This window comes from Proteiniphilum sp. (assembly GCF_034331125.1).
Taxonomy (GTDB): domain Bacteria; phylum Bacteroidota; class Bacteroidia; order Bacteroidales; family Dysgonomonadaceae; genus Proteiniphilum; species Proteiniphilum saccharofermentans.
Map to the genome: position 1 here is coordinate 42,101 of NZ_JAXQGC010000035.1, position 24,478 is coordinate 66,578.

General features: G+C 42.6%; 17 protein-coding genes, 1 tRNA gene and 1 riboswitch. Of the genes, 8 read left to right on the forward strand and 10 right to left on the reverse strand.

Features of this window, described 5'->3' with window-relative positions:
* Positions 1-2: 2 nt before the first annotated feature.
* Together U2P89_RS07620 and U2P89_RS07625 are read right to left on the reverse strand one after the other, a co-directional pair.
* Positions 3-1,469, reverse strand: coding sequence for a RagB/SusD family nutrient uptake outer membrane protein (locus U2P89_RS07620; RefSeq protein WP_322191113.1), 1,467 nt, complete (start codon positions 1,467-1,469; stop codon positions 3-5).
* Positions 1,470-1,489: 20 nt separating this feature from the next.
* Positions 1,490-4,480, reverse strand: coding sequence for a TonB-dependent receptor (locus tag U2P89_RS07625; RefSeq protein ID WP_322191114.1), 2,991 nt, complete (start codon positions 4,478-4,480; stop codon positions 1,490-1,492).
* 206 nt (positions 4,481-4,686) lie between these two features.
* Here U2P89_RS07625 and U2P89_RS07630 point away from each other — a divergent pair, with 206 nt between their 5' ends.
* Entirely contained in the window at positions 4,687-5,433 is a 747-nt protein-coding gene (locus U2P89_RS07630) for an IclR family transcriptional regulator (RefSeq protein ID WP_322191115.1), read from the forward strand.
* A 21-nt stretch (positions 5,434-5,454) separates the two neighbouring features.
* Here the strand turns inward: U2P89_RS07630 and U2P89_RS07635 are convergent, their stop codons facing one another.
* The 5 genes from U2P89_RS07635 to lpxD all read right to left on the reverse strand — a co-directional run bounded on the left by U2P89_RS07635 (position 5,455) and on the right by lpxD (position 10,923).
* Positions 5,455-6,327 carry a carbon-nitrogen hydrolase gene (locus U2P89_RS07635; protein ID WP_322191116.1) on the reverse strand — a complete coding sequence of 291 codons (873 nt, stop codon included), beginning with the start codon at positions 6,325-6,327 and terminating at the stop codon, positions 5,455-5,457.
* Positions 6,328-6,435: 108 nt separating this feature from the next.
* Positions 6,436-7,458 carry an agmatine deiminase family protein gene (locus tag U2P89_RS07640; RefSeq protein ID WP_322191139.1) on the reverse strand — a complete coding sequence of 341 codons (1,023 nt, stop codon included), beginning with the start codon at positions 7,456-7,458 and terminating at the stop codon, positions 6,436-6,438.
* 4 nt (positions 7,459-7,462) lie between these two features.
* On the reverse strand, positions 7,463-8,251 hold the full coding sequence (lpxA, locus tag U2P89_RS07645; RefSeq protein WP_076931083.1) for an acyl-ACP--UDP-N-acetylglucosamine O-acyltransferase: 789 nt from the start codon (positions 8,249-8,251) through the stop codon (positions 7,463-7,465).
* Positions 8,252-8,269: 18 nt separating this feature from the next.
* Positions 8,270-9,652: a bifunctional UDP-3-O-[3-hydroxymyristoyl] N-acetylglucosamine deacetylase/3-hydroxyacyl-ACP dehydratase gene (locus tag U2P89_RS07650; protein WP_076931084.1), complete on the reverse strand. Its 1,383-nt coding sequence runs from the start codon at positions 9,650-9,652 to the stop codon at positions 8,270-8,272.
* A 224-nt stretch (positions 9,653-9,876) separates the two neighbouring features.
* The gene (gene lpxD / locus U2P89_RS07655) at positions 9,877-10,923 is read right to left on the reverse strand and encodes a UDP-3-O-(3-hydroxymyristoyl)glucosamine N-acyltransferase (RefSeq protein ID WP_076931085.1); all 1,047 of its coding nucleotides are present in this window, start codon (positions 10,921-10,923) and stop codon (positions 9,877-9,879) included.
* A 250-nt stretch (positions 10,924-11,173) separates the two neighbouring features.
* Here lpxD and U2P89_RS07660 point away from each other — a divergent pair.
* Together U2P89_RS07660 and acnA are read left to right on the forward strand one after the other, a co-directional pair.
* A tRNA-Pro gene (locus U2P89_RS07660) sits at positions 11,174-11,252 on the forward strand.
* 268 nt (positions 11,253-11,520) lie between these two features.
* Positions 11,521-14,292, forward strand: a complete 2,772-nt coding sequence (gene acnA / locus U2P89_RS07665) for an aconitate hydratase AcnA (RefSeq protein ID WP_026326989.1) — start codon at positions 11,521-11,523, stop codon at positions 14,290-14,292.
* Positions 14,293-14,420: 128 nt separating this feature from the next.
* Here acnA and U2P89_RS07670 read toward each other — a convergent pair whose 3' ends face one another.
* Together U2P89_RS07670 and U2P89_RS07675 are read right to left on the reverse strand one after the other, a co-directional pair.
* A complete protein-coding gene (locus U2P89_RS07670) occupies positions 14,421-15,917 on the reverse strand; it encodes a succinate CoA transferase (protein WP_019537865.1) in 1,497 nt (498 codons plus the stop codon).
* Positions 15,918-15,958: 41 nt separating this feature from the next.
* Entirely contained in the window at positions 15,959-16,456 is a 498-nt protein-coding gene (locus U2P89_RS07675) for a hypothetical protein (RefSeq protein ID WP_019537866.1), read from the reverse strand.
* Between the two features lie 312 nt (positions 16,457-16,768).
* On the opposite strand from U2P89_RS07675, the gene miaB reads away from it, so the two are divergent.
* The 4 genes from miaB to U2P89_RS07695 all read left to right on the forward strand — a co-directional run bounded on the left by miaB (position 16,769) and on the right by U2P89_RS07695 (position 19,272).
* Positions 16,769-18,118, forward strand: a complete 1,350-nt coding sequence (miaB, locus tag U2P89_RS07680; RefSeq protein WP_322191117.1) for a tRNA (N6-isopentenyl adenosine(37)-C2)-methylthiotransferase MiaB — start codon at positions 16,769-16,771, stop codon at positions 18,116-18,118.
* A 126-nt stretch (positions 18,119-18,244) separates the two neighbouring features.
* Positions 18,245-18,487, forward strand: a complete 243-nt coding sequence (locus U2P89_RS07685; RefSeq protein ID WP_076931091.1) for a YtxH domain-containing protein — start codon at positions 18,245-18,247, stop codon at positions 18,485-18,487.
* A 27-nt stretch (positions 18,488-18,514) separates the two neighbouring features.
* Positions 18,515-18,892, forward strand: a complete 378-nt coding sequence (locus U2P89_RS07690) for a phage holin family protein (protein ID WP_322191118.1) — start codon at positions 18,515-18,517, stop codon at positions 18,890-18,892.
* On the forward strand, positions 18,889-19,272 hold the full coding sequence (locus tag U2P89_RS07695) for a hypothetical protein (RefSeq protein WP_322191119.1): 384 nt from the start codon (positions 18,889-18,891) through the stop codon (positions 19,270-19,272). Before U2P89_RS07690 ends, U2P89_RS07695 begins: the two co-directional genes overlap by 4 nt.
* Here the strand turns inward: U2P89_RS07695 and U2P89_RS07700 are convergent.
* Positions 19,265-21,565, reverse strand: a complete 2,301-nt coding sequence (locus U2P89_RS07700; RefSeq protein WP_322191120.1) for a RelA/SpoT family protein — start codon at positions 21,563-21,565, stop codon at positions 19,265-19,267. The genes U2P89_RS07695 and U2P89_RS07700 overlap by 8 nt on opposite strands.
* A 336-nt stretch (positions 21,566-21,901) precedes the next feature.
* Positions 21,902-21,997, forward strand: a riboswitch (TPP riboswitch).
* Between the two features lie 186 nt (positions 21,998-22,183).
* Here U2P89_RS07700 and U2P89_RS07705 point away from each other — a divergent pair.
* A complete protein-coding gene (locus U2P89_RS07705) occupies positions 22,184-24,418 on the forward strand; it encodes a TonB-dependent receptor (protein WP_322191121.1) in 2,235 nt (744 codons plus the stop codon).
* Positions 24,419-24,478 lie beyond the last annotated feature (60 nt).

Here is a 24,478-nt window from a genome sequence, read left to right on the forward strand (position 1 = left end):
AATTAATAACCCGGATTTTGGTCCTTACTGGCATCTAATCCTTTATTATAGTCAAATTCCGACGTGGGTATCGGGAATAATAAATGTTTATCGGCTACATCTATATTTTTCACATCTTTAATGACCTTTTTTGCTATACCCAAACGAACTAAAAATGGCCAACGCTTCCCTTCATTAAAGGTTTCATAAGCTTGTTCCCGAACCAATATGTCCATAAACTTTTCCTTTGTATTATAGTCCTCTAACTTAAGGTCAACGGGAGAAGCTTCTGTTGGTGGATATCCATACCCTCTGCGATGCACCATATTCAACTTTTCCATAGCGTCGGCTGAAGGAGCTCCGGAAGCTTGAACTGCCGCTTCGGCGTAGAGAAGTAATATATCCGCATACCGGATAAGTGGGGCAGAAATATTGGCTCCACTACCACCTGTCGCATCAGGATCATAGAATTTGGATGCCAGATAAGTGTTATCTCCCAGTCCAATATTAAAATGCAACAGATTATACGCTTTCCTGAGATCACTCTCATCCCACTCAGAGATCATTTTATTAGTAGATGTTGTATATAAGCCATACCATCCACCGGCTCCATGCATTTTCTTACCATCTATTGTAGCTCCAGGATGAGCACACATCATAGGATGTTCCCATCCCAAATTGTTCGTCCGGGAAGTTTTCAGATAGAATATTTCTTCCGTAGTATTTACAACATTTGCTCCGAAAATTTTCTCAAATTCCCTGAAAGTAGAGACAGGAACCAATGCATAATTGCCGCTATTGATCACTTCTTCAGTCAATCGCTTTGCTTCCGCATAATTACCCAATTCAGCATGCACCTGTGCCAATAAACACTTTGCCGCATTTTTATCCGGTGTTCCAAGCAGACGTGCTTTGTCGGGCGCATTGGCGATAGCATATTCCAAATCTTGTTTGATAAGTGCATATACCTCTTCAGAAGAATTCTTTCCCATATCCCATTCCGACATATTTTCTTCAGTCCTCAAAGGGATATCATCCCAAAATCGAACTAAATGATAATAACTAAAAGCCCGAAAGAATTTTAATTCTCCAATAAAGGCCGCCTTTTGTTGTTCATTTAATCCGGTAGCTTCCGGAAGCCTTGCGATAGGAATATTGCAGTCACGAATAACACCATAGAATGATCTCCACATTCCATCTGTACGATCCACATTGGTGGCATTTAATCCTGCATATCGGCTATTATCTTCCCAACTACCTCTTCCATATTGATAGTCGGCAAAAGTTTCCATCATTGAAATAAAATCCCGTCCTAGACAAGTAGTAGTTCTCAACTTGGCTATAGGTGCCATTACTGCAGCAGCAGCTTCTTCAGCAGTATTGTAAAACGTTTCCGCAGCAATAGCTTTCGGTTTTTCATCCAACCAATCTTGGCAGGATCCAAAATAACACATCCCTGCCATCATTATAATAAATATATATTTTTTCATATGATTAAAACTATTTATTTTTAAAACGATATCCTCGCACCAAACGATACGGTTTTATTATTCGGATAAGTCAAATAATCCAATCCAAGATTCACCGAATTACCTCCACCCCAGGAACTGACTTCAGGATCCATTCCCGAATATTTGGTAATGGTAAGTATATTTTGTGCACTTACGTACAATTGCACTGCCCTCAGCCAAAAATCAGGTTTCCATTTCTGTACAGGAAGATTATACGCCAATGATATGTTTTTTAAACGTAAGTAAGATCCGTCTTCTATAAAACGATCCGAATGGATCAAATTCTGGTTTGCTGTGAGTTTGGGATATTTCACAACAGCGTTTTGTTCAGCAGTATTGGAAGTAGACCAATGGCTATAGAGCACATCTTTTTTCAGATTTAACCCCATTCCATAATCATAATTGGCTGTCTCTCCTACGTTATAAATATCGTTTCCCTGGCTCCCTTGCAAAAAGAAAGAAAACTCAAAATCCTTGTATTGAATAGAAGAATTCAATCCATACGTGAAATCCGGATTAGGGTCTCCCAGGATAAAGCGGTCTTCAGTTGTCATATTTCCATCACCATTCACATCGACGTATTTAAGTTGACCGTTTTCATCATACCCATCATTCTTAAAGACATAGAAGACGCCTAAAGGTTCTCCTTCACGTATTAAATTTACAATACCACTTATATATTGTAAGTTAACATTTGATCCATATAGATCAGCTCCTTCATACAATTTATCGACCCTATTCTTATTCTTGGCGAAATTAACAGAAGCAGTCCATAGAAAATTTCGACTTCGAATTAAATCAACATCGACTAACAATTCCACTCCACGATTACTCATTTCTCCAATGTTTTGTATCGTATTGCTGTATCCGGTAGAAGCAGGTAACGAAACAGAATTCAACAGATTGGTCGTTTTCTTGGTGTAATAATCGGCTGTGATACGTAAACGCTGATCAAATAAACTCAAATCAAGACCATAGTTCCACTGGGAAGTGGTTTCCCATTTTAAGTTAGCCGGAAAAGTCGTACTTGCGGCATAGTAGGTATAGACATCCCCTCCTGCTGGAGCTTTCCCCTGACTTAACATATTCATGGTTGTATATGGGCTGATTGCCGTAGAACCGGTAGCTCCCCATCCAAGTCTCAATTTCATGTCAGAAATGGATGAAACATCCTTTAAAAATTTTTCGTCAGATATACGCCAGGCTAAAGCTGCCGACGGAAAATAACCCCATTTATCCCCTTTGCTGTAACGGGAAGAGCCATCAGCACGAATACTTGCTGTTGCAAGGTATTTTCCTTTATAGGAATAGTTTGCCCTACCTAAATAAGACATCAGCACCCAGTTGGTATATCCTGTTGAGGGTGTACCAAAGTTTGCAGCGCCTCCTAATTGATGAGATTCGGGAGCATCGCTCAAGAATCCATTTCCACTGGCGCCTAATGATGTACCCGTATATTCCTGATACGTAAATCCCCCCATTAAATTTAACCGATGATTATTGGCAATAGAAACATCATAGTTAGCTATATTTTCATTGATAATGGTTGTCTGTTGGTTTGTAGATACAGACGCACTGGAAGCACTATACAGATATTTTGAGGTAGTATAGCTATCTGTCCGATAATTAAGATTTTCCATTCCAAGAGAAGACTTAAGTGACAATCCTTTTACCGGTTTCCAGGTTAATGCAGCATTTATTTCTGAAAGGTCTGCCTTTGTTTTATTACTGGTTTCATTAATCAAATTAACCGGATTAAGAAGAGCATTGGACATAAAAGGATAAGCCAACATAAGATGTTGATAAGAACCATCTTCATTATAAGGTGTTAACGTTGGGGGAGAGGATATTGCCCCACCAATAAGTGATCCTCCACGATTACCACCTGCTGAATTCTGGTTATGTCTGTCTGTTCTTGTATAGGAAGTAATCAAAGAAACATCGAAATAATCATTGATAACATGGTCTATACTGGAGCGCACATTGTATTTGTTATACATACTACCTGGGATCAATCCATCCCTCATCATCACTGAGCCGCTACCCAAAATTTTTGTCTTCTCTGTTCCGCCACTTATGGTAATATTATGATTCTGGACAGGAGCATCCTTAAAAATCAGGGATTGCCAATCGGTACCTTTACCAAAGGCAGCTACTTCAGCGGCAGTAAAGTACTCTTTTCCGGTAGCAATTAACCGTTGCTCATTATACAAGGTCGCCCATTCCGTGCCATCCATCATATCCATTTTCTTAATTTGTGATTGTACACCATATTCAAAATTATAATCGACACTTGTTCTTCCCGCCTGCCCCTTCTTTGTCGTGATCAGAATTACACCGTTAGCGCCACGCGATCCGTAAATAGCAGTTGCCGAAGCATCTTTTAGCACCTCAACCGATGCTATATCATAATTATTGATAGAAGATACATTTGCCGGCATCCCGTCAATCACATATAAAGGTGTATTATCTCCACGAATAGAATTCGTTCCCCGGATACGGATACTAAAATTTCCTTCCGGAGCTCCGGTATTGGAAGTAATTACCATGCCAGGCACACGACCTTGTAAAGCCTGAATAGGGTTTGCAACCGTAAAAGCCGTCATATCTTTCGCTTTTACGGAACTTAGAGATCCAGTCAAATCACTTTTCCGCATGGTTCCATAACCAACAACTACTAATTCATCTAAAATTTCCGTATCCTCCACCATTTCCACATTAATAACCGATTGGTTCCCAACCGAGACTTCCTGATTCTGGTATCCGATAAAAGAAAAAACTAAAACTGAACCTCCTGGTATTTCCAACCGATAGTTACCGTTCACATCAGATACTGTTCCGATCGAACCCGAACCTTTCACTATGACATTGACACCTACTAGCGGTTCAGATGTCTTTGAATCCTGGATTCTTCCACTTACGACTGTTTGAGAATAAGCCTGGAAAGAAAAGAGACAAGAAGTAAAAAAGATTAATACAAAATTTTTCATGAAATAATAATTTAATTTTATATTATAAAATATACTTTTACAATGCAATATTATGTAGAAAAAAAAGAATCACAAAATATTTTTGATAAAAATTAAAGAAATATGTTTTTAAACATAAAATACTCTTTATTTTAATATATTAAATAAGATATATGGGATTATATAAAAAAATGATTTTAATTTTGTATTATAAAACTAAACACATAATGATACAAGTTATAAATCGCGCTTTGAGTATTCTCGAATTAATTGCAAAAGAGCCGGAAAAGGAGGTTAGGTTATCGGAGATTGCAGATACCCTGGAATTAAATCACAGCACTTGTGCCAATATTTTAAAGACGCTTATCAATAGGGATTATGTAGAGCAAGCTGTTGTGAAAGGGGGATATAAATTGGGACCAATGGCTTTTCAGCTTACCAATTCCAATTTTTATAATATGGAGTTATTAAATGCGGCTAAAAGGCCTATGCAAAACCTTATTGAAGAGATTAACGAAACGGTTATTTTATCGGTAATAAAGAACTATAAACGTGTTTTACTGAAAGAAATTCCCTGTTCACATGAAATACAGGTGCGCACAACAAATCAGTCATCGGTTTATAAAGCGACAACGGGAAGGGTTATATTGTCTTATTACTCTCCAAAAGAAATAGAGGACTTTATTTCGAAAGTAGGTCTTCCATCTGAAGAAGACTGGCCGGAAGTAAAAACGAAAGAGGAGTTATTTCAAAAACTCAATGAAATTAAAAATAATCAGTTTGAACTATCACATAATAAAAACCATGTAGTAGGACTTGCTACTCCTATTTTTAAAAATAAAAAAGTAGAGGCAAGTTTAGGTGTTTACCTACCGGACATACGATTTGGAAAAGGTGAAAAGAATAAAATTATTAATGCGCTAAAAGTGGCTACGACACAGATTAATAGAAATCTATCCCGTAATAATTCATAAAGATAGAGGAAACAAACTTCTTCAATCGATCCATCGTTTGGTCAATTGGCCGTATTCGTCGATACGGCGATCGCGGAAGAAAGGCCACCAGCGGCGTACATTTTCGGTACGTTGCCTGTCGATCTCAATAATACTGGCAATCTCCTCACTGTCGGTACGATATAAAAATTCCCCTTGGGGACCACAAACAAAACTGTTTCCCCAGAAATGAATGCCATTGGTAAGTCCGGAAGGATCCGGTTCAAAGCCGGTGCGATTCACTGCGATAACGGGCAAACCGTTGGCTACGGCATGTCCCCGCTGCAGCGTAACCCAGGCATCAAGTTGCCGTTGTCTTTCCTTTTCAGGATCGGTAGACTCCCAACCGATAGCAGTAGGATAGATCAGCACTTCCGCTCCCGCGAGTGCCATCAGGCGCGCCGCTTCGGGATACCACTGATCCCAACAGACCAGCACACCCAGCTTTGCAACAGATGTCTCAATAGGGTGAAATCCTAAATCACCAGGAGTAAAGTAAAATTTCTCGTAATAGGCAGGATCATCAGGAATATGCATTTTTCGGTACTTACCGGCAATTGTTCCATCCTTCTCGATCACTACCGAAGTATTATGATAAAGCCCTGCAGCACGCTTTTCAAACAAAGAAAGGACAATAACCACCTCCAGCTCTTTAGCCAGGCTGCCAAATAAATCGGTGGACGGGCCGGGAATAGTCTCCGCCTGGTCAAACACAGCCGTATCCTCGGATTGACAAAAATAGAGACCGTTATGCAACTCCTGCATCACAATCAACTCTACCCCATCCTGAGCCAGCTGTCTGATTTTTTTCTGTAAACGGCTTATATTATCTTCCCTATCGGCCGTATTAGCCTGCTGAATAATTCCGACTCGCATACAAAATTACCAATTACAAATTACTAATTACCAATTTATTACAGAGTACTAAAAATAAAACATCATTTTCAATTGTCATTCTCCACCTTCCCACTGTCCCACTTTAGGTCACAGAAACCCGATGGGAAACTGCATGGTCACACAGTGTAACGAACCGTGTTGCCGGATAAGCGGCCTGCAATCGACACCAATTATCTCCCTGCCGGGAAAGGCCCTCCGTAGTTGTTCTTTTGCGACCTGATCTTTCTCAGTACCGTAGAACGGAACCAATACCGCCCCATTGACAATAAGAAAATTGGCATACGTAGCGGGCAAACGCTCCCCATCGTGATATACCGCATCTGCCATTGGGAGATCAATCAGCCGGTAGGGCCGCCCATCGTATGCAACAAATGACTCCAGTTCTTTCTCCATCGCACTCAACTCTTCATAATGCTCGTCTTGCGGATCGTCGCATTTCACATAGGCAATGGTATGTTCATCACAGAAACGAACCAGCGTATCGATATGGCAGTCAGTATCATCACCTGCCAGATAACCGTGGTGGAGCCATAAGATACGCTTTGCACCGAGGGATTGTTTCAGATAACCGCCAATTTCATCTTGTGTCATTGGCTGATTACGGTTGGGAGCCAGAAGGCACTGTACAGTAGTAAGGAGTGTTCCTTTTCCGTCCGACTCTATTGATCCTCCTTCCAGAATAAAATCTAAATTATTCCGATAAGCAACTCCGGGTAAAAAAAGATTTTTTTCAAAAAGCCGGCTTGTAATCAGGTTATCCCGGTTGGCTACAAATTTCAGTCCCCATCCATTGAACCCAAAATCGGATATCGCAGGTTTATCATCAATGAATAAGGAAATGGCACCGTGATCCCTCGCCCAAGTATCGTTACTCCCTATTTCAGCACAAATAAGGTTTTTCTGTTCATCCCGGGAAAAATATTTCTCAACCTCACCGGTATCATTGCAGACCACCAATAGCTTTTCCCGTTTGAGTATCTCTCTTGATAATGCGACATAGCAGGCGGTAACCTCTTCCAAATCATCTGCCCAGTCAGTATTAACATGTGGCCAGGTAACCTGTACAGCGCTCTGCGGATACCATTCCGCCGGAAAAAAGATCTCCGGCATATCCTTACCCTTCCATATTTCCACGGACAATACCGCGACTTGACGAACGGATGAATTCCAGGACATGATCACGATCGTCACTGACAGGCAGTTCCTTCTCTATCCTCTCTGCAGCCTGGGTAATATTGAACCCGGACTGGTAAAGATAACGATATATCTCCTGAATAGAATTAATGCGTTCACTGATGAAACCCCGACGCCGCAATCCTACGACGTTTAAACCCACGAATGTAATCGGTTCACGTCCCACCATGACGTAAGGAGGAATGTCCTTACCCACTTTAGATCCGCCCTGTATCATCACATGAGCACCTATTTTAGTGAACTGATGCACTAAAGCACCCCCACTGATGATAGCATAATCTTCAATTTCCACTTCACCGGCCAATTGGGTAGCGTTCCCCAGGATTATATGGTCGTTGAGCACACAATCGTGTGCGATATGGCTATACGCCATAACCAAACAATTAGCACCCACTTTCGTAAATCCTTTCGAGGCGGTTCCTCTGTTCACAGTAGCGCATTCTCTTATAATAGTATTGTCTCCGATAATCGCTTCCGTATCTTCACCGCGGAACTTAAGATCTTGCGGGATACCGGCTACTGTGGCATGCGGAAAAATGGTACAATCTTTTCCAATACGGGCTCCCGACAGCACCGTCGCATGCGTCATCACCCGGGTACCATCTCCTATCTCAGTATTTTGATCGACATAGGCAAAAGGTTCTACAATCACATTCTCCCCTAGTTTAGCCTCCGGGTGCACATAAGCTAAAGATGAAACACTGTTCATATATACCGTTAGTTTATCTTATTTATTTTTGATGATTTGAGCCGTGAAGTCGGCTTCGGAAACTACTTTATCTCCAAGGAATGCCAATCCCCTCATAGTGGCAATACCTCTACGCATTTCGCTGGTAAGCTCTACCCTGAAGATAATGGTATCACCCGGTACGACTTTATGACGGAACTTTACATTATCGATCTTGAGAAAATAAGTAGAATATCTTTCCGGTTCATCCAATCCTGAAAGTACGAGCAATCCGCCTGTCTGAGCCATGGCTTCTACCTGTAATACCCCGGGCATTACCGGTTCCTGGGGAAAATGACCTACAAAAAAAGGTTCATTGGTCGTAATATTTTTCACCCCCACAATAAATTTATCTGTCATCTGTATAATTTTATCCACCATCAGAAAAGGATAACGGTGAGGCAACAATTCCCGGATTCGGTTATTATCCATAACCGGTTCCTGTGTCACATCATATACAGGCGGCTGCACTTCATTGAGTTTAATATCTTTACGGATAATCCTCGCCAATTGATTATTGATCTTGTGTCCGGGGCGTGTGGCTATAAGCCGACCTTTAATAGGTTTACCGATCAGCGCCATATCCCCGATAATATCGAGCAGTTTATGGCGGGCGGGCTCATTGGGAAACATCAATTTACGGCTGTTCAGATAGCCCAACTCATCTGCATTATGGTGAGGCACATTCAGTTCATCGGCTATATCATCTAACTCTTTCTGTGATAATTTCCTTTCATAAATTACGATTGCATTATCCAGATTGCCTCCTTTGATAAGACCAGCCTGACGTAATTGTTGGATTTCGCGTACAAATACAAAAGTACGCGCAGGTGCAATTTCAGTCTCATAATCGGTAACGGTATCCATCGACGCCGATTGGTTAGGAATATATTTCGAATCGAACTCTATAAAGGAGTTAATACAGAATGCATCGTCGGGCAAGAGTGTCAGTTTTGAACCGGTCTCCGGATCAGATACCTCAATCTTCTTGCGTACCACGTAGAAATCTTTGTCTTTATCTTGCTCCTGAATACCTGCCTTTCGGATTTCTTTTACATATTCAATCGCACTTCCGTCAAGTATAGGGAATTCAGATGCATTAACCTCTATCAGACAGTTGTCAATACCCAGGGCGAACAATGCCGAAAGTCCGTGTTCGATGGTACTTACGGTTACATCACCTTTACCGATTACTGTCCCGCGCTGCGTATTCACTACATTTTCCGCCAACACCTCAATCACCGGCTGATTTTCCAGGTCAATTCTTTTTATCTTATATCCGTGGTCTACAGGCGCAGGATTGAAAGTAACTACAATATCCAATCCGGTATGAAGACCTACACCGCTTAACGTGAAGCTGTTTTGTAATGTTTTCTGTTTCATATAATAAAACTATCTACCTTAAAAGGCACCTATGGAACATAATTTATTTCTCATTTTTCCTATTTATGTGCAAAGATAACATCAACTAAACAATTTCACCCCATTACGGTTCAATAAAATGCATATTTCCTATTGCAAATGATCAGTTGCACAGATTCTTTTTAAATTTGTGAGAAGTATGGTATATTTCTTAATAGAGCAATGGTTCTTAACAGGATAGTAACTTAATCACCGGATTCAAGCTTTTTTTTCAGCTCTGACAACTCTTTTTCCAGGGCATTCAGTTGCCGGTACATATCAGGCAGCTTGGGCATGATTATACTTGATTTGAAGAAACTCTTCACAGGCATAGCAGGGGAACCTATGATTTCCGACCCCTCTTTGGTATTACTGATAATCCCGGACTGCGCACCGATCTGGCTGTTCTTCCCGATAGTAATATGACCGCCAATACCTGCTTGTCCGCCAAACACACAGTTTTCTCCGATTTTGGTAGAACCGGCAATACCTACCTGTGCAGCCATGGCAGTATGTTCTCCAATTTCACAATTGTGCGCGATCTGTATGAGATTATCGAGTTTTACACCTCTACGGATGATGGTAGATCCCATTACCGCGCGGTCAATGGCTGTATTGGCTCCAATCTCCACGTCATCTTCGATAATCACATTTCCCAATTGCGGTATCTTATGATACATCTCCCCCTCTTTGGAAAAGCCAAATCCATCCGCACCAACCACGGCGCCGGAATGTAATATACAATTATCCCCTATGACGCAATTATGATATATCCTCACGCCAGGGTAAATAACCGTATTTTTCCCGATCTTCACATTATCTCCTATATAAGACTGCGGATAAATTTTACAGCTATCACCGATCTCTGCATGATCTCCGATATAAGCGAATGCTCCCACGTAAACCTCTCCTCCGAGATTCGCCGTAGGTGAGATAAAACTCATTGTGTCAATACCGGTCTTACCGGGGATACTTTTATTTACCATCTCCATCAATGAGGCCAATGCAGCATAAGCATTGGGCACCTTTATAAGGGTGGCCCTGACTGGCTTCTCCGGCTCAAAACCACTGTTTACCAATACAATATCGGCTTCTGTATTATAAATATAGTGGGTATATTTGGGATTGGCCAGGAAAGTGATGGTACCTGCTTTCCCCTCTTCTATCTTTGAAAAATTGGAAACTGTTACTTCCGGGTTGCCGACTATCTCTCCTTTCAGAAAATCGGCTATTTGCTTTGCAGTGAAAGTCATTGAATATAACTATTTCGTTTTAAATATGTTGAAGCCTTACAGAGGTAATCTATTCATTATTTTCTCTATCCATATACCACAGTTATGGATGGGTAAAAAGGCACCAACGATCTCTCTATTTATATTTTAAACCGCAAATTAACAACTATTTTTTTATCCGATCATAAATAAATTCATAATATACATTAAACAAAGCAGAATCTAAATTTGTGGAATTAAAAATAATGTGGTACTTTTGCACTCACTTTTTCGGGATGTAGCTCAGTCCGGTTTAGAGTACTCGTCTGGGGGGCGAGTGGTCGCTGGTTCGAATCCAGTCATCCCGACCAACATTCATAATAGGCGATTACGATTAAAAACCGTAATCGCTTTTGTTTATTTATACCCTCAAATATCGATATATTTCGATATAAATTCGCTCTATTTATAAGATAAAATTACAAAGTTATAGCAGCAATTTGATACGTTCACTTTCTTGTTTGACAATAAATCGATTCCTCCGGGAATGGGCATAAGATCAGCGCACCCACAAGAAATATTTAAACCTTTTTCTTAACTTCGTTGTTAGTTAAGTTTAGAATATTATACAGATGTGCTATGGAAACAACTAAATCAAAATCATTTCGGGAACTTACAGTGAAAGGAAAAAACTACTTTTACAGTTCTCTCAAAGACCTTCCTTATGGTCAGGTTGAACATCTCCCATTCAGTATCCGCATTCTATTGGAAAATGTATTACGGAATTATGACGGGTTTAGCATCACAGATGACCATATCAATACGTTGGTTAACTGGTCACCTGCCCCGGTTGATAAGGATATCCCTTTTAAACCGGCGCGTATTCTAATGCAAGACTTTACCGGAGTACCTGCTGTTGTTGACATGGCTTCACTTCGCGCTGAATATATCCGGCATGGCAAAGATGGCCAGAAAATTAATCCTGCCATTCCTGTCGATTTAGTGATCGATCACTCGGTACAGGTTGACTATTACGGCACGGACTATTCATACGACAAAAACGTACAAGTAGAGTATGAAAGAAACAAGGAACGGTACGAATTATTAAAATGGGCCCAGAACGGGCTTCGTAATTTCACAGTAGTTCCTCCCGGATTGGGCATTTGTCATCAGGTTAACCTGGAATACTTAGCAAAGGGGATTATAAGCCGTGATGGTTGGCTATTCCCTGACTCATTGGTTGGCACCGATTCTCATACCCCTATGGTGAATGGCATAGGAGTAATTGGATGGGGAGTTGGCGGGATTGAGGCAGAAGCAGCCATGCTTGGACAACCTATTTTCTTTACCTGTCCCGAAGTAATAGGGTTGAAGTTAACAGGAAAGATCCCGGAACAATGTACCGCTACCGATATGGTATTGTCGATCACGAAAGTGTTAAGGGACAAAGGTGTTGTCGGGAAATTTGTTGAAGTGTTTGGTGATGGTTTGGACACTTTAACAGTTACCGACAGAGCTACTATTTCCAACATGTCGCCCGAATTCGGATGTACGGTAACCTATTTCCCGATTGATGAACTCACCTTGCAATACATGCGTCAAACCAATCGTACGGAAGAAGAGGTAGAGATTGTCGAAACATATTGTAAAGAGAATCTGTTATGGCGGACAGGAAATGAAAATATTCAGTATTCCTCACTGGTGGAATTTGATCTGTCTACACTTCAACCCACTGTTTCAGGACCTAAACGTCCTCAGGACAAAATCCTGGTCAAAGAGTTGGGTAAGCAATTCCAGATTCTGCTGGAAAAAGAATATGCCAGGTCTTATTATCCTGTACATGACAGACGTGAATCCGCCTGGCTTGCCGACGGGGGCTCGGGAACAGAATTTACTTTTGGTAAGGTTCCGGTCAATGCACCCACCACCTATGAGGTAGAAAGGGAATCTATCCGATCAGTAAGAATTAAACACAAGAATAAAGAGTTTGTATTAAGTGACGGAAGTATAGTTATTGCTGCCATCACAAGTTGTACCAATACATCTAATCCGGCTGTAATGGTAGGAGCCGGATTATTGGCAAGAAATGCGGTGAAGAGGGGATTACGCACGAAATCGTGGGTTAAAACCTCTCTGGCTCCGGGATCTAAAGTTGTAACACAGTATCTGGAGCGCTCCGGACTAAATGCCGATCTGGAAGCTTTGCGTTTTCATACGGTAGGATATGGTTGTACATCCTGCATCGGAAATTCCGGACCGCTTCCTCCCCAAATAGCCGAAGCTGTGGAAAAGGGCGAATTGATTGTATCGTCAGTATTGTCCGGTAACAGGAATTTTGAGGCTCGTGTCCATCCACAGGTAAAGATGAATTTTCTGATGTCTCCGATGCTTGTTGTTGCTTATGCATTGGTAGGCAGAATAGATATCAATCTCATGGAAGATCCCCTGGACTATGATCCGAATGGTGATCCCGTGTATCTTAAAGATATCTGGCCCAACAGGGATGAAATAACAGAAACAATTAAAGCCTGCATGAGGGTCGAAGATTTTAAGCAGGTCTACGATGTGATCTTTGACGGTTCTACTGATTGGCAAAATCTGAAAGTCAACCTGGATCAGAATTACGAATGGGACAGAAATTCAACATACATTAAAGAGTCTCCATTTTTCGAAGGGTTGAGTGAAGAATTGCCCCCATTAAAGGATATACATAATGCCCGGGTGTTATTATATCTGGGTGATTCTGTAACTACCGATCATATCTCTCCTGCAGGTTCATTCAGAGAAGATAGTGCTGCAGGTAAATATCTGCTGGAGCACGGGGTCATCCGGGCAGACTTCAATTCTTACGGTTCTCGCAGGGGTAATCATGAAGTGATGATGCGCGGTACTTTTGCCAATGTCCGCATCAAAAATAAAATTACAAATAGAGAAGGTGGATATAGTACTTATTTCCCGGCAAATGAAGTGAAAACCGTTTACGAAACGGCAATGTCCTATAAAAACGACGGAACAGCCCTGATCGTCCTGGCCGGTAAAGAATACGGTTCCGGTTCATCAAGAGACTGGGCGGCAAAAGGGACATTCCTGTTAGGAATAAAAGCTGTGATTGCCGAGAGTTTCGAACGAATCCATAGAAGTAATTTAGTGGGTATGGGCGTTGCACCATTGGTATTTATGAATGGACAGAATGCTGAGTCACTGGGATTAGATGGGACTGAAACCTTTTCTATAACCGGTTTAGCGAATGATCTGATTCCCCATAAAATACTTGACGTCAATGCGGTGCATCCATCGGGAAAAGTTACTGGTTTTCAGGTTGAAGCACGTTTAGATTCCAATATTGAGATAGAGTATTACAAAAATGAAGGTATTCTGCAATATGTATTACGTGAGTATCTCAGGAGATAACGGCAACAAGCCGCTCCGTTGTCAAGGTATCCGAAAAAGAAAAGTTATCCTGACATGAAAGCTTTTCTGTCAGGATAACTCCATTTATTTTTAATTTACAAACTCCTGAGAGTTATTTCTAAACGACGTCAACCTATCTGATATTTCGAGAAGTCGGTATTGAGCATGCTTCGGGTTTCTTTCAAGGCATGATGGAAAGCGTAGCAAGCGTAAATATCCTGAGGAAGATGCCCCTTTACGCCACGGTTAAGATATTCATACAGAAGCGGACGATAATCGGGATGGGCACACTTCTCGATGATCTCTTCGGCGCGTTTCCTTGGCCCTTTGCCCCGCAGGTCGGCTACACCAAATTCCGACACCACAATCTTCACAGAATGCTCATTGTGATCTTCATGCGTCACTTTGGGCACGATGCAGCTTATAGCACCATTCTTGGCGGTAGAAGGAGTAAGGAAAATAGAAAGGTAAGAGTTGCGGGTAAAATCACCCGACCCACCGATCCCGTTCATCATATGGGTACCATTCACATGGGTGGAGTTCACGCTGCCGAAGATATCCACTTCGATGGCGGTATTCAGGGCGATGATACCGAGTCGACGCGCCATCCCCGGATTATTGGAGACCTCCGACGGGCGTAATACCAGTTTATTTTTAAAGAAATCGAGATCGTTATAGAACTGATGAAGCGCATCATTGCTTACAGTAAGCGAACAGCCGCTGGCGAACGAGATGAAACCTTTCTGCATCATGTCGAGGACAGCGTCCTGTATCACTTCCGTATATACTTCGAAACGAGGGATATCGGGATTGCTTCCCATCGAGGCCAACACAGCGTTGGCAATATTTCCCACTCCCGACTGGATAGGCAGAAAATGGGCGGGAATACGTCCTGCTTTCATCTCCGACACGAAAAAGTCGGCCACATTGTTTCCTATCTGCCGGGTAACCTCATCCACCGGAGCGAAACCGCTTCCTTCGCCGTCCCTGTCGGTTTCCACCACAAATATCTTTTTCGGATCCACCTTCACATAATCGAGCCCTACACGTGCCTGTACTTCGAATATAGGTATTTCCCGCCGCTTGGGAGGATCCTGCAGTTCGTATATATCGTGAATACCACGTAATTTCGAGGGGACTTGCTTGTTAAGCTCCACGATCACGATATCTGCCAGCCGACAGATGGTGGGTGTAATCCCCACGGCGGTCGTCGGAACGATCTCCCCTTTCTCGGTCACTTCACAAGCCTCTATAACAGCCACATTGACCTTGCCGAGAAACCCATACCGGATTTCCTGGGCCAACTGCGAAAGATGAAGATCGAAATAGTCCAATTCTCCCCGGTTGATCGCATCACGCATATCTTTGTTAGTCTGGTAAGGTGTACGGAATTTGATCGCTTTCGCACGGGCGAGTGCACCGTCTATGGAGTCACCGGTGGATGCTCCCGTGAAAATACCGATCTTGAAAGGATTGCCTTTGGCATGTTCTGCCTCCGCCCTTTTAGCAATCTCTACCGGAACCACTTTGGGACATCCGGCATGGGTAAAACCGCTGAAGCCTACATTGTCGTCATTTTTCACGAGTGCCGCAGCCTCTTCAGCGCTAATAAATTGTAATGCCATAAACAGTAAATATTTTTGTGTTTAGATAAATCGATATATTTTCAATACTTTCTTTGCATAATCTCTCCGTAAATCAACCCTTTTTTAAGTTCTTCACGGCCTGTTCCATCTCTCAGACCCTGAAGTAACGGATGCAGTGATTTCCTTGATTGATCCTCCCGGACATTATCAGGTGAATCAGGTGAATCAGGATCCAGCTCATAAAAGGAATTTACATTATAATCAAAGGTATAACTCGAGAGGGTAGAGGGTTCTTCGTGAATAGATACCAGATCGATTGAGGACTGAAAATTATCGTATCTTTCCTTTGCCGAATAAGCAGCAGGTATCGGCGGGGGAGTTTTACGCTTTTTGCCCTGTGATTGAGGGGGTATAATCTCCTGCTCTTCATCCAAAAAGGGGCGGAATTCAGTTTCCGACCGCTCTTGTGCTTCTGATTGCTTCTGTTGCTGTTGCTTTTTCTTGCGGGAATCATTAAAAAAACCCAATATCATGAAAAATACCAGAAGGATAAAATAAATAATATCTCCAAACTCCATATTTTGATTAATTTTGCAACTGGACAAAAATAGTGATTTTTTCTGAATCGGAGGTTACATGGTCGATATAAAAATCGAGAGCAACTTCACAGTTACTCTCGAACAATTAACCAAAACCTTAACTATGAAAAAATTTTTATTTTTCCTTGTGGCAAAGTTAGTATAAGAAAAAGAATATTGCAACTTTTCTGTCGATAATTTGACATTTTAACTTTTCCCAAAAATTTTATAGTATATATCACAGTTTACAAATAAGTTATGAAACCGACCACCGAAGGTTCCATACACCGAAAAGAAAAAATAAAAAATCGTATGAATCCGAACGGAGTAAAAGAAAAAAAACTATTCATAGAGACTTACGGCTGTCAAATGAATGTGGCGGATACGGAAGTAGTCGCTTCTATCATGGAAATGGATGGCTACAGCCTTACCGATAATGACCGCGATGCTGATGCTATTTTCGTAAACACCTGTTCTATAAGGGATAATGCAGAGCAACGAGTAGTACAGCGATTGGAATATTTCAATGCACTGAAGAGAAAAAGGAAAGAACCTCTTATCGTGGGCGTATTGGGATGTATGGCCGAAAGGGCAAAATCGGACCTGATAGACGATCATAATGTCGACCTGGTGGTAGGGCCCGATGCCTATCTCGACCTTCCCAATTTAGTCGGGGCGGCCGAAAGAGGCGAAAAAGCCATCAACATTGAGCTGTCAAAAACAGAGACATACAAAGATGTAATCCCTTTAAAGTTGAACGGCAGCAACATCTCCGGATATATTTCCATTATGCGGGGATGTGATAAATTCTGTACCTACTGTATTGTACCTTTTACCCGCGGACGGGAGCGCAGCCGTGAGCCGGAAAGTATATTGAATGAGTTACGTGTCATGCGCGAAAAGGGGTTCAGGGAGGTTACCCTCTTGGGGCAGAATGTAAACTCCTACCGTTTTATGGACAGCAACAGAAAAATTGATTTCCCCGCGTTGCTGGCTATGGTGGCTGAAGCCGCTCCCGGGATGCGGATCCGTTTCACCACATCACATCCACGGGACATGACCGATGAAACGCTGGAAACCATCGCCAAATACAAAAATCTCTGTAACTACATACATCTTCCCGTACAATCGGGAAGTTCAAGGATGATGAAGCTGATGAACAGGAGATATGACAGGGAGTGGTATATGGACAGGATTGCCGCCATCAAACGGATTATTCCCGGTTGCGGACTTTCTACCGACATCATGTGCGGATTCCATTCTGAAACGGAAGAAGACCATCAGGAGACACTCTCCATGATGCGCGAAGTGGGATTCGATTCGGCTTTCATGTTCAAATATTCGGAGCGACCGGGCACTTACGCTGCAAGAAGATTGGAAGACAATGTACCGGAAGAGGTCAAAAGCAGACGCCTGCAAGAAATTATCGACCTGCAAATGGAATTGTCGCGGCAAAGCAACGAAAAGGATCTGGGTAAAGAATTCGAGGTACTCACAGAAGGATTCTCCAAGCGCTCACGGGAACAACTTTTCGGCCGTACCGACCAGAACAAAGTGGTTATTTTTGACAAGAAAAAGCACCGTATCGGAGAGTTTGTGAAGGTGAAAATAACCGGCTTCACACCCGCCACATTGCTGGGAGAGTCGTTGTCCGCAGAATAATCCCCGATCCCGGAAATTACAGTTTCGAAAAACAATTTTGCCGGTAATGTGTTCTATTTAGTACAGGTATTGGAGCGACAAAACTTGATTGAACATCAAAATAACTAACTATTAAACGCAAAAATTATGAAATCAGAAGCAAAACTATTATTAGGTTTAGGAATCGGCGTTGCTCTTGGAGCTGCAGTAGGTTACATTATGGGAAGTGACAGAAAAGAAGAGTGGTTGGAGCAAGCCAACGAATTTGCAGATAAAGTACGAGCTAATGTAAAAACCGCGATCTACAAAGGAAAAAGTGAAGTACACGATTTAAAGGAGGATATCGATGACATTGCCGAAATAGCAAAGAAAGAGTTGGCAAAACAATAATATCCTATCCTTTAACCAAACAAAACGATGGAAGAAAAAAAAGTAAGTACGCTATTCGAAGAAATGCGGGATGATATTTCGAACTACATTTCCAGTTCACTTGAACTCGGGAAGTTGGAAGTGTACGAGAAATTAAGCCTGGGTTCGGCTGCCATCAGTTATGGTTTGATTATAGCGGGAATAGCACTGGTAGCACTTTTGTTCGCACTGGTGACAGTAGCCCTCTATCTGGGTGAATTGCTTGGGAGCCTTTGGGCTGGCTTCGGCATTGTATCCGGATTTTCTATTTTGGTGCTGCTGATCATGTTACTTTTGAAAAAGTATTTCAACCAGAAAGTCACCAATGGAGTAATACGCTTTTTGATGACGCAGGATGATAAAGATGATAAAAAGAGTGACAAATGAGTACCTATAAATTAACTCCGCTGGAAGAACTCCGGTTAGAAAAGAAACGGTTGCGAGAAGAGCGTATTATTGCAAGCCAAAGGCTCTCATATCAATTACAATATCTGAATGATAACTGGGGGACAATGCTCACGAAAGGCGTAGCCTCCTCGGTAAAATCAAAACTGGCCGAGACGGTAGATAATTTGTCGAGTGGTTCTTCATTTTCCGTCACTCCTTTTGTGACGAAAAGGACCAACCCATGGTTGAACCTCGTCATGTCGAACTTACCTCTTATAGGGTCTCTTTCATGGAAAGTAGCCAGGCCGGCACTTATTGCCTTCGCAGTCCGAAAGATTCCATCGATGCTGTTCGGTAAAAAAAGAAAAAAAATTAAATAGTGGATCTGTGGACGGTGCTAACACCGTCCACTTTTGCTATCTTGGCACAGAGTTGATTCACCTCTTCCGCACTATGAACGTGTATATTGAATATTCCTTCAAATATGCCGTCATTGGAAGAGACATTCACACTCTGTATGTTAACCACCACATCTTCGGACAACTTCGACAATATCGTCCCTAATATTCCCACCCGGTCTATTCCCGTAAATACGATGGAGGCCAAAAATGAATATTGCCGGTAATCTCCCCACTTCACGGCAATAATGCGGTCTCCAAAATTGGATTTCAGTTTCAGGCCGTTCTGGCAGGAGCGTTTGTGTACTTCCACCTCCTCTTTCTCAGTTATATATCCGAATACATCGTCACCCGGAAGCGGATTACAACAGGAAGAAACGATAAAGTTCTTACGGAAATTGGTTTCTGTAAGTTGAAAAACCGCCTTCCGGTCAATCTTCTCCTTCACTCCGGATAACTCTTCCGACACATCAGGTGGTACGGAATCCTTTTGTCCGTTCTTTATATTTTTCTGATCGGCAGGCGGTGCTTTCTTGATCGCATTCATCGCCTGCTTCATATACCGCACGAAGAGATTATCCTGTTTCTCCGGCTCAATCTTCATTTTAAAGAAAGCGTCTTTACCGGAGGGGAGGGAGACTTCGTTATTACCTATCAGGAAGTAGAGGTCATCCTTATTTTCGGCCTTATAGGCCTGAAGTATCTTATTAAAAACAGTGTTATCGATAGGTTCATTTTCAAACAGCTCTTCAAGCATTTTTTGGCCTTTCTCGGTAATACGTCTACGTTGGCGCCGCAATGATGCTTCAATTTTGGTCCGTGCTTTGGCCGTCGTCACGAAATTGAGCCACTCCGGCTGTGGGTTGACCGACTGTGAGGTAAGGATCTCCACCTGATCGCCGCTGCTCAGTTTCTGGCTGAGTGGTGCCAATGTATGGTTTACTTTGGCTCCTAAACAATGATCACCTACCCTTGTATGGATGGTATAGGCAAAATCGAGAGCTGTTGCTCCCTGTGGAAGGGTTTTTATCTCACCTTTGGGAGTAAATACAAAAATTTCGGATGAGAAAAGGTTCATCTTCACCGTATCCAGAAAGTCAATGGCATTGGGATTAGGGTTGGACAACACTTCCTGAATGGTCTTCAACCATTTGTCCAATTCATTATCCTCTTCGATCCTGTTTTCCTTGTATTTCCAGTGGGCGGCAAACCCTTTCTCGGCAATATCATCCATCCTGCGGCTGCGGATCTGTATCTCAATCCATTTTCCGTCAGGGCCCATCACCGTGAGGTGAAGCGCCTGATAGCCGTTGGCCTTAGGATGGCTCACCCAATCGCGTATACGGTCGGGGCGAAGCTTGTAAATATCAGTAATGGCGGAATAGATATCCCAGCACTGTTTCTTTTCATCCATCCCGGGATGCACTTCAAAAATAATGCGTACCGCGAACAGGTCGTACACCTCCGAGAATTCAATCCCTTTGGTCTGCATCTTGTTCCAAATGGAATAGACTGACTTGACCCGCGCCCGCATCTCATATTCCATATCCATTTTATCGAGCGCCTTTATCACAGGAACGGCAAAATTTTCATATATCTTGTTTCGCTCTGGTGCTGTCTCCTCAATCTTTTGCGTCAGGTCGGCATAGGTTTCGGGATGCTCATACTTGAAACAGAGTTCTTCCAGTTCGGTTTTGATAGCAAAAAGTCCCAGGCGATGCGCCAACGGGGCATAGATATACAATGTCTCTCCTGTGATCTTATATTGTTTGGCAGCCGTCATGGAAGAGAGCGTACGCATATTGTGCAGTCGGTCTGCGATCTTGATAAGGATTACACGGATATCATCCGACATGGTCAGCAGCAATTTTCTGAAATTCTCTGCCTGCGCCGATACATTCTCGCCAAACATACCATGCGAGATTTTTGTCAGGCCATCCACAATCTGTGCGATCTTTTCGCCAAACAGTGCACGGATATCTTCCACAGTATAATCGGTATCTTCCACCACATCATGCAATAGGGAAGCAGAGATGGAGGTAGACCCCAACCCCATTTCTTTCGACACAATACGGGCTACCGCCAGCGGATGCATGATATAAGGTTCTCCCGAACGCCGGCGTGCGCCTTTATGCGCTTCTTTCGCCATGTTATACGCACGGGTGATGACGTCCACCTTCCGCCGGTGATTCGAATTCAGATAATCGTTCAGAAGAGCCTGAAACTCATTCTCAATCATCTGATCTTCCGCAACCAGTTTTTCTTCATCGCTCATATACCTATTTGACCCTGTTTATATTCTTTCGTTTAACCGGGATTTTCCTGCCGCATTAATATATACACCTATCGGGTATGACGTACAGGGAAAAAGCCGGATTAAAATCCGGAAATTTTATTTGAGTGAACTATTTCGTTAAGCAATATGAGCATAATCCAAGCAAGCTTGTCTTCTGCCATTGCGAGAAATAGTCTAACTTTAGTGAACGAAATTACAAATAAATCCAAAAATAACATCTATTCAACCGGTTATTTTTGCCCTGACAACTGTTTTGGATGTTAAAAAACAGTAGATAACACTCCTTCTGAACAAAATTGTCCTATCTTTGTTTTCTCATTCGACAGGGGGTGCCCAAGTAAACGGGCTGAGATCATACCCAAATCACCTGATCCGGGTAATGCCGGCGTAGGGAAAATAAAGTCCACACTTCGTGGTTTTTCTGGTATACATCTTCACAAATCCCCTTTTTTATTTCACTAATTAACGATGTACAATGCAAGTTGCGTTGTCCATCCTAAAACTTTATGTAAATGAAACGAGCAGCTTAATCATTTTAGTTTACGATCATGATTATCGCGAGTTCCATATACATTAATAAAAAAATAAATTAGTCATATGAAAAAGGTTTTTTTATTGCCGGCAATCCTGTTGGCATTGGTTTATCAAGCAAAGCCACATGAGGTGCCATCTGACACTCTTAGTCAAATTCAACTGGAAGAGGTAATTGTTTCCGCCACCCGTGCCGGGCAAAATACACCGGTGACATACTCCAATATCTCTTCCTCTGATATCAAAAAAGAAAATGCGGCTCGAAATATCCCGACAGTGTTGCAGTATCAACCATCAATTGTTTCCTTTACAGAAGACGGATTAGGAGTAGGCAATACGGCATTCAGGATCAGGGGTACCGATGCTACCCGCATCAACGTAACCCTCAATGGGATGCCGTTGAATAATCCCGAAAGCCAGGAAGTCTATTGGGTAAATCTGCCCGATCTATCCAACTCATTACAGAACATCCAGATACAGCGAGGGGTAGGAACATCCACCAATGGATCGGCCGCTTTTGGAGCCAGCATCTCCCTCCAAACGGCGGGGGCACGTTCCGAGGCATATGGAGAAGCTTCTACCGCAGTAGGTAGTTATGGCACGTTCTTGTCCAATATAGCTGCAGGAACAGGGATATTGAAAAACGGACTGTCGTTCGATACCCGCTTCTCACGTGTGTTGGGCGACGGCTATATAAGAAACGGGAAGGTGGACCACACCAACCTATATGCTGCATTGTCCCATTACACTGACAGGCAGCTGCTTCGCCTGATCTACATGAAAGGGATTCAACATACCGGCATCACTTGGGAAGGTGTTTCTGAAGAGCAAATGAAGGACGAAGAGTATGGACGGCGTTACAATCCGGCCGGGGAATACAAAGACGATGCGGGCAACAGGCTCTACTATGACAACGAAACCGACAATTACTACTCCGATATCCTGCAACTCACCCTTGCTAGGGAACTGAGCCGGAATCTCTCGATGAACGCGGGGCTCAGTTACAACCATGGTTACGGCTACTACGAAAATTACCGCTACAACAGAAAATATTCCGATTTCGGGTTAGAGCCCCAGACAATTGGTGATAGCACCTATAGCCGCACCGACTTCGTACGGCAAAAGTTGATGAAAAATGATTTTTATGTGGCCAACCTCAATTTCAACTATACAAAGAATAGCCTGAAACTGACCTTCGGCGGAATGTACAGTTTCTATGACGGCGACCATTACGGAAGGCTTCCCTGGATAAAACACTCGGAGAATATACCCGAGAATTACGAGTGGTACCGTAACGTGGGTGAAAAATCGGAAATGAACCTATTTGCCAAAGCAGAATATCAACTGAACGAGAAACTCTCTCTTTTCGGTGACCTGCAATACCGCCACATTGGCTACCGTTTCAGCGGTATCGATGACGATCTGATGGATCTGACGGGAGAATTCAATTACAACTTCGTAAACCCAAAAGCTGGCCTTTCGTTCCGGATGAACGACCATAACCGGTTCTATGCATCGGCCGCCGTAGGACAACGGGAACCACTCCGAACCGACCTGAAAGATGGGATAAAAGGAGGCGCTGTAAATCCCATCAAACCGGAGCGGATGATCGACTATGAGTTGGGTTACCGACATCAGGGAGAGAGTGGTATTCGATTAGGAGCAAACCTCTATTATATGGATTACCATAACCAAATGGTACAGACCGGAAAGCTCAGTGACATAGGATACAAATTAATGGAAAATGTAAAAGACAGCTACCGGGCCGGTATTGAACTGGAAGCAGTTATACCGCTCTTTAACAATAAATTCATCTTGGACGCCAACACCACACTTAGCCGGAACAAGATCGACAACTATACGGCCTATTTTGACGTATATGACAACGAAGATGATTACAACTGGACAAGACAGATAGCCAAAGATTACGGAACGACCAATATATCCTTCTCTCCCAGCGTCGTGAGTGCGATAGGCGCCACCTGGCAGCCCACACCGGATCTCTATCTGAACCTGACAGGAAAATATGTAAGCAAACAATACCTCGATAATACATCAGACAATGAAAAGTCGATTGATGCCTATTTCGTAAGCAACTTTTCGGCCGGCTATACTTTTAAACCGTCGGCAGTAGGAACTTTCAATCTGCAGTTTTTTGTGAACAACCTGTTCAACAGTAAATACATAGCTAATGGATGGGCTTCTACTGATGCTTTTGAGAATGGAAGTACTATCAATTGGGTCGGATATTATCCGCAAGCCCCCCGTAATTATATGGCACGGCTTACGTTAAGTTTCTAGAAAATCATATACATAGTAAACGGATTTTCTCCTTTTACCGGGGAAATCCGTTTACCTTTA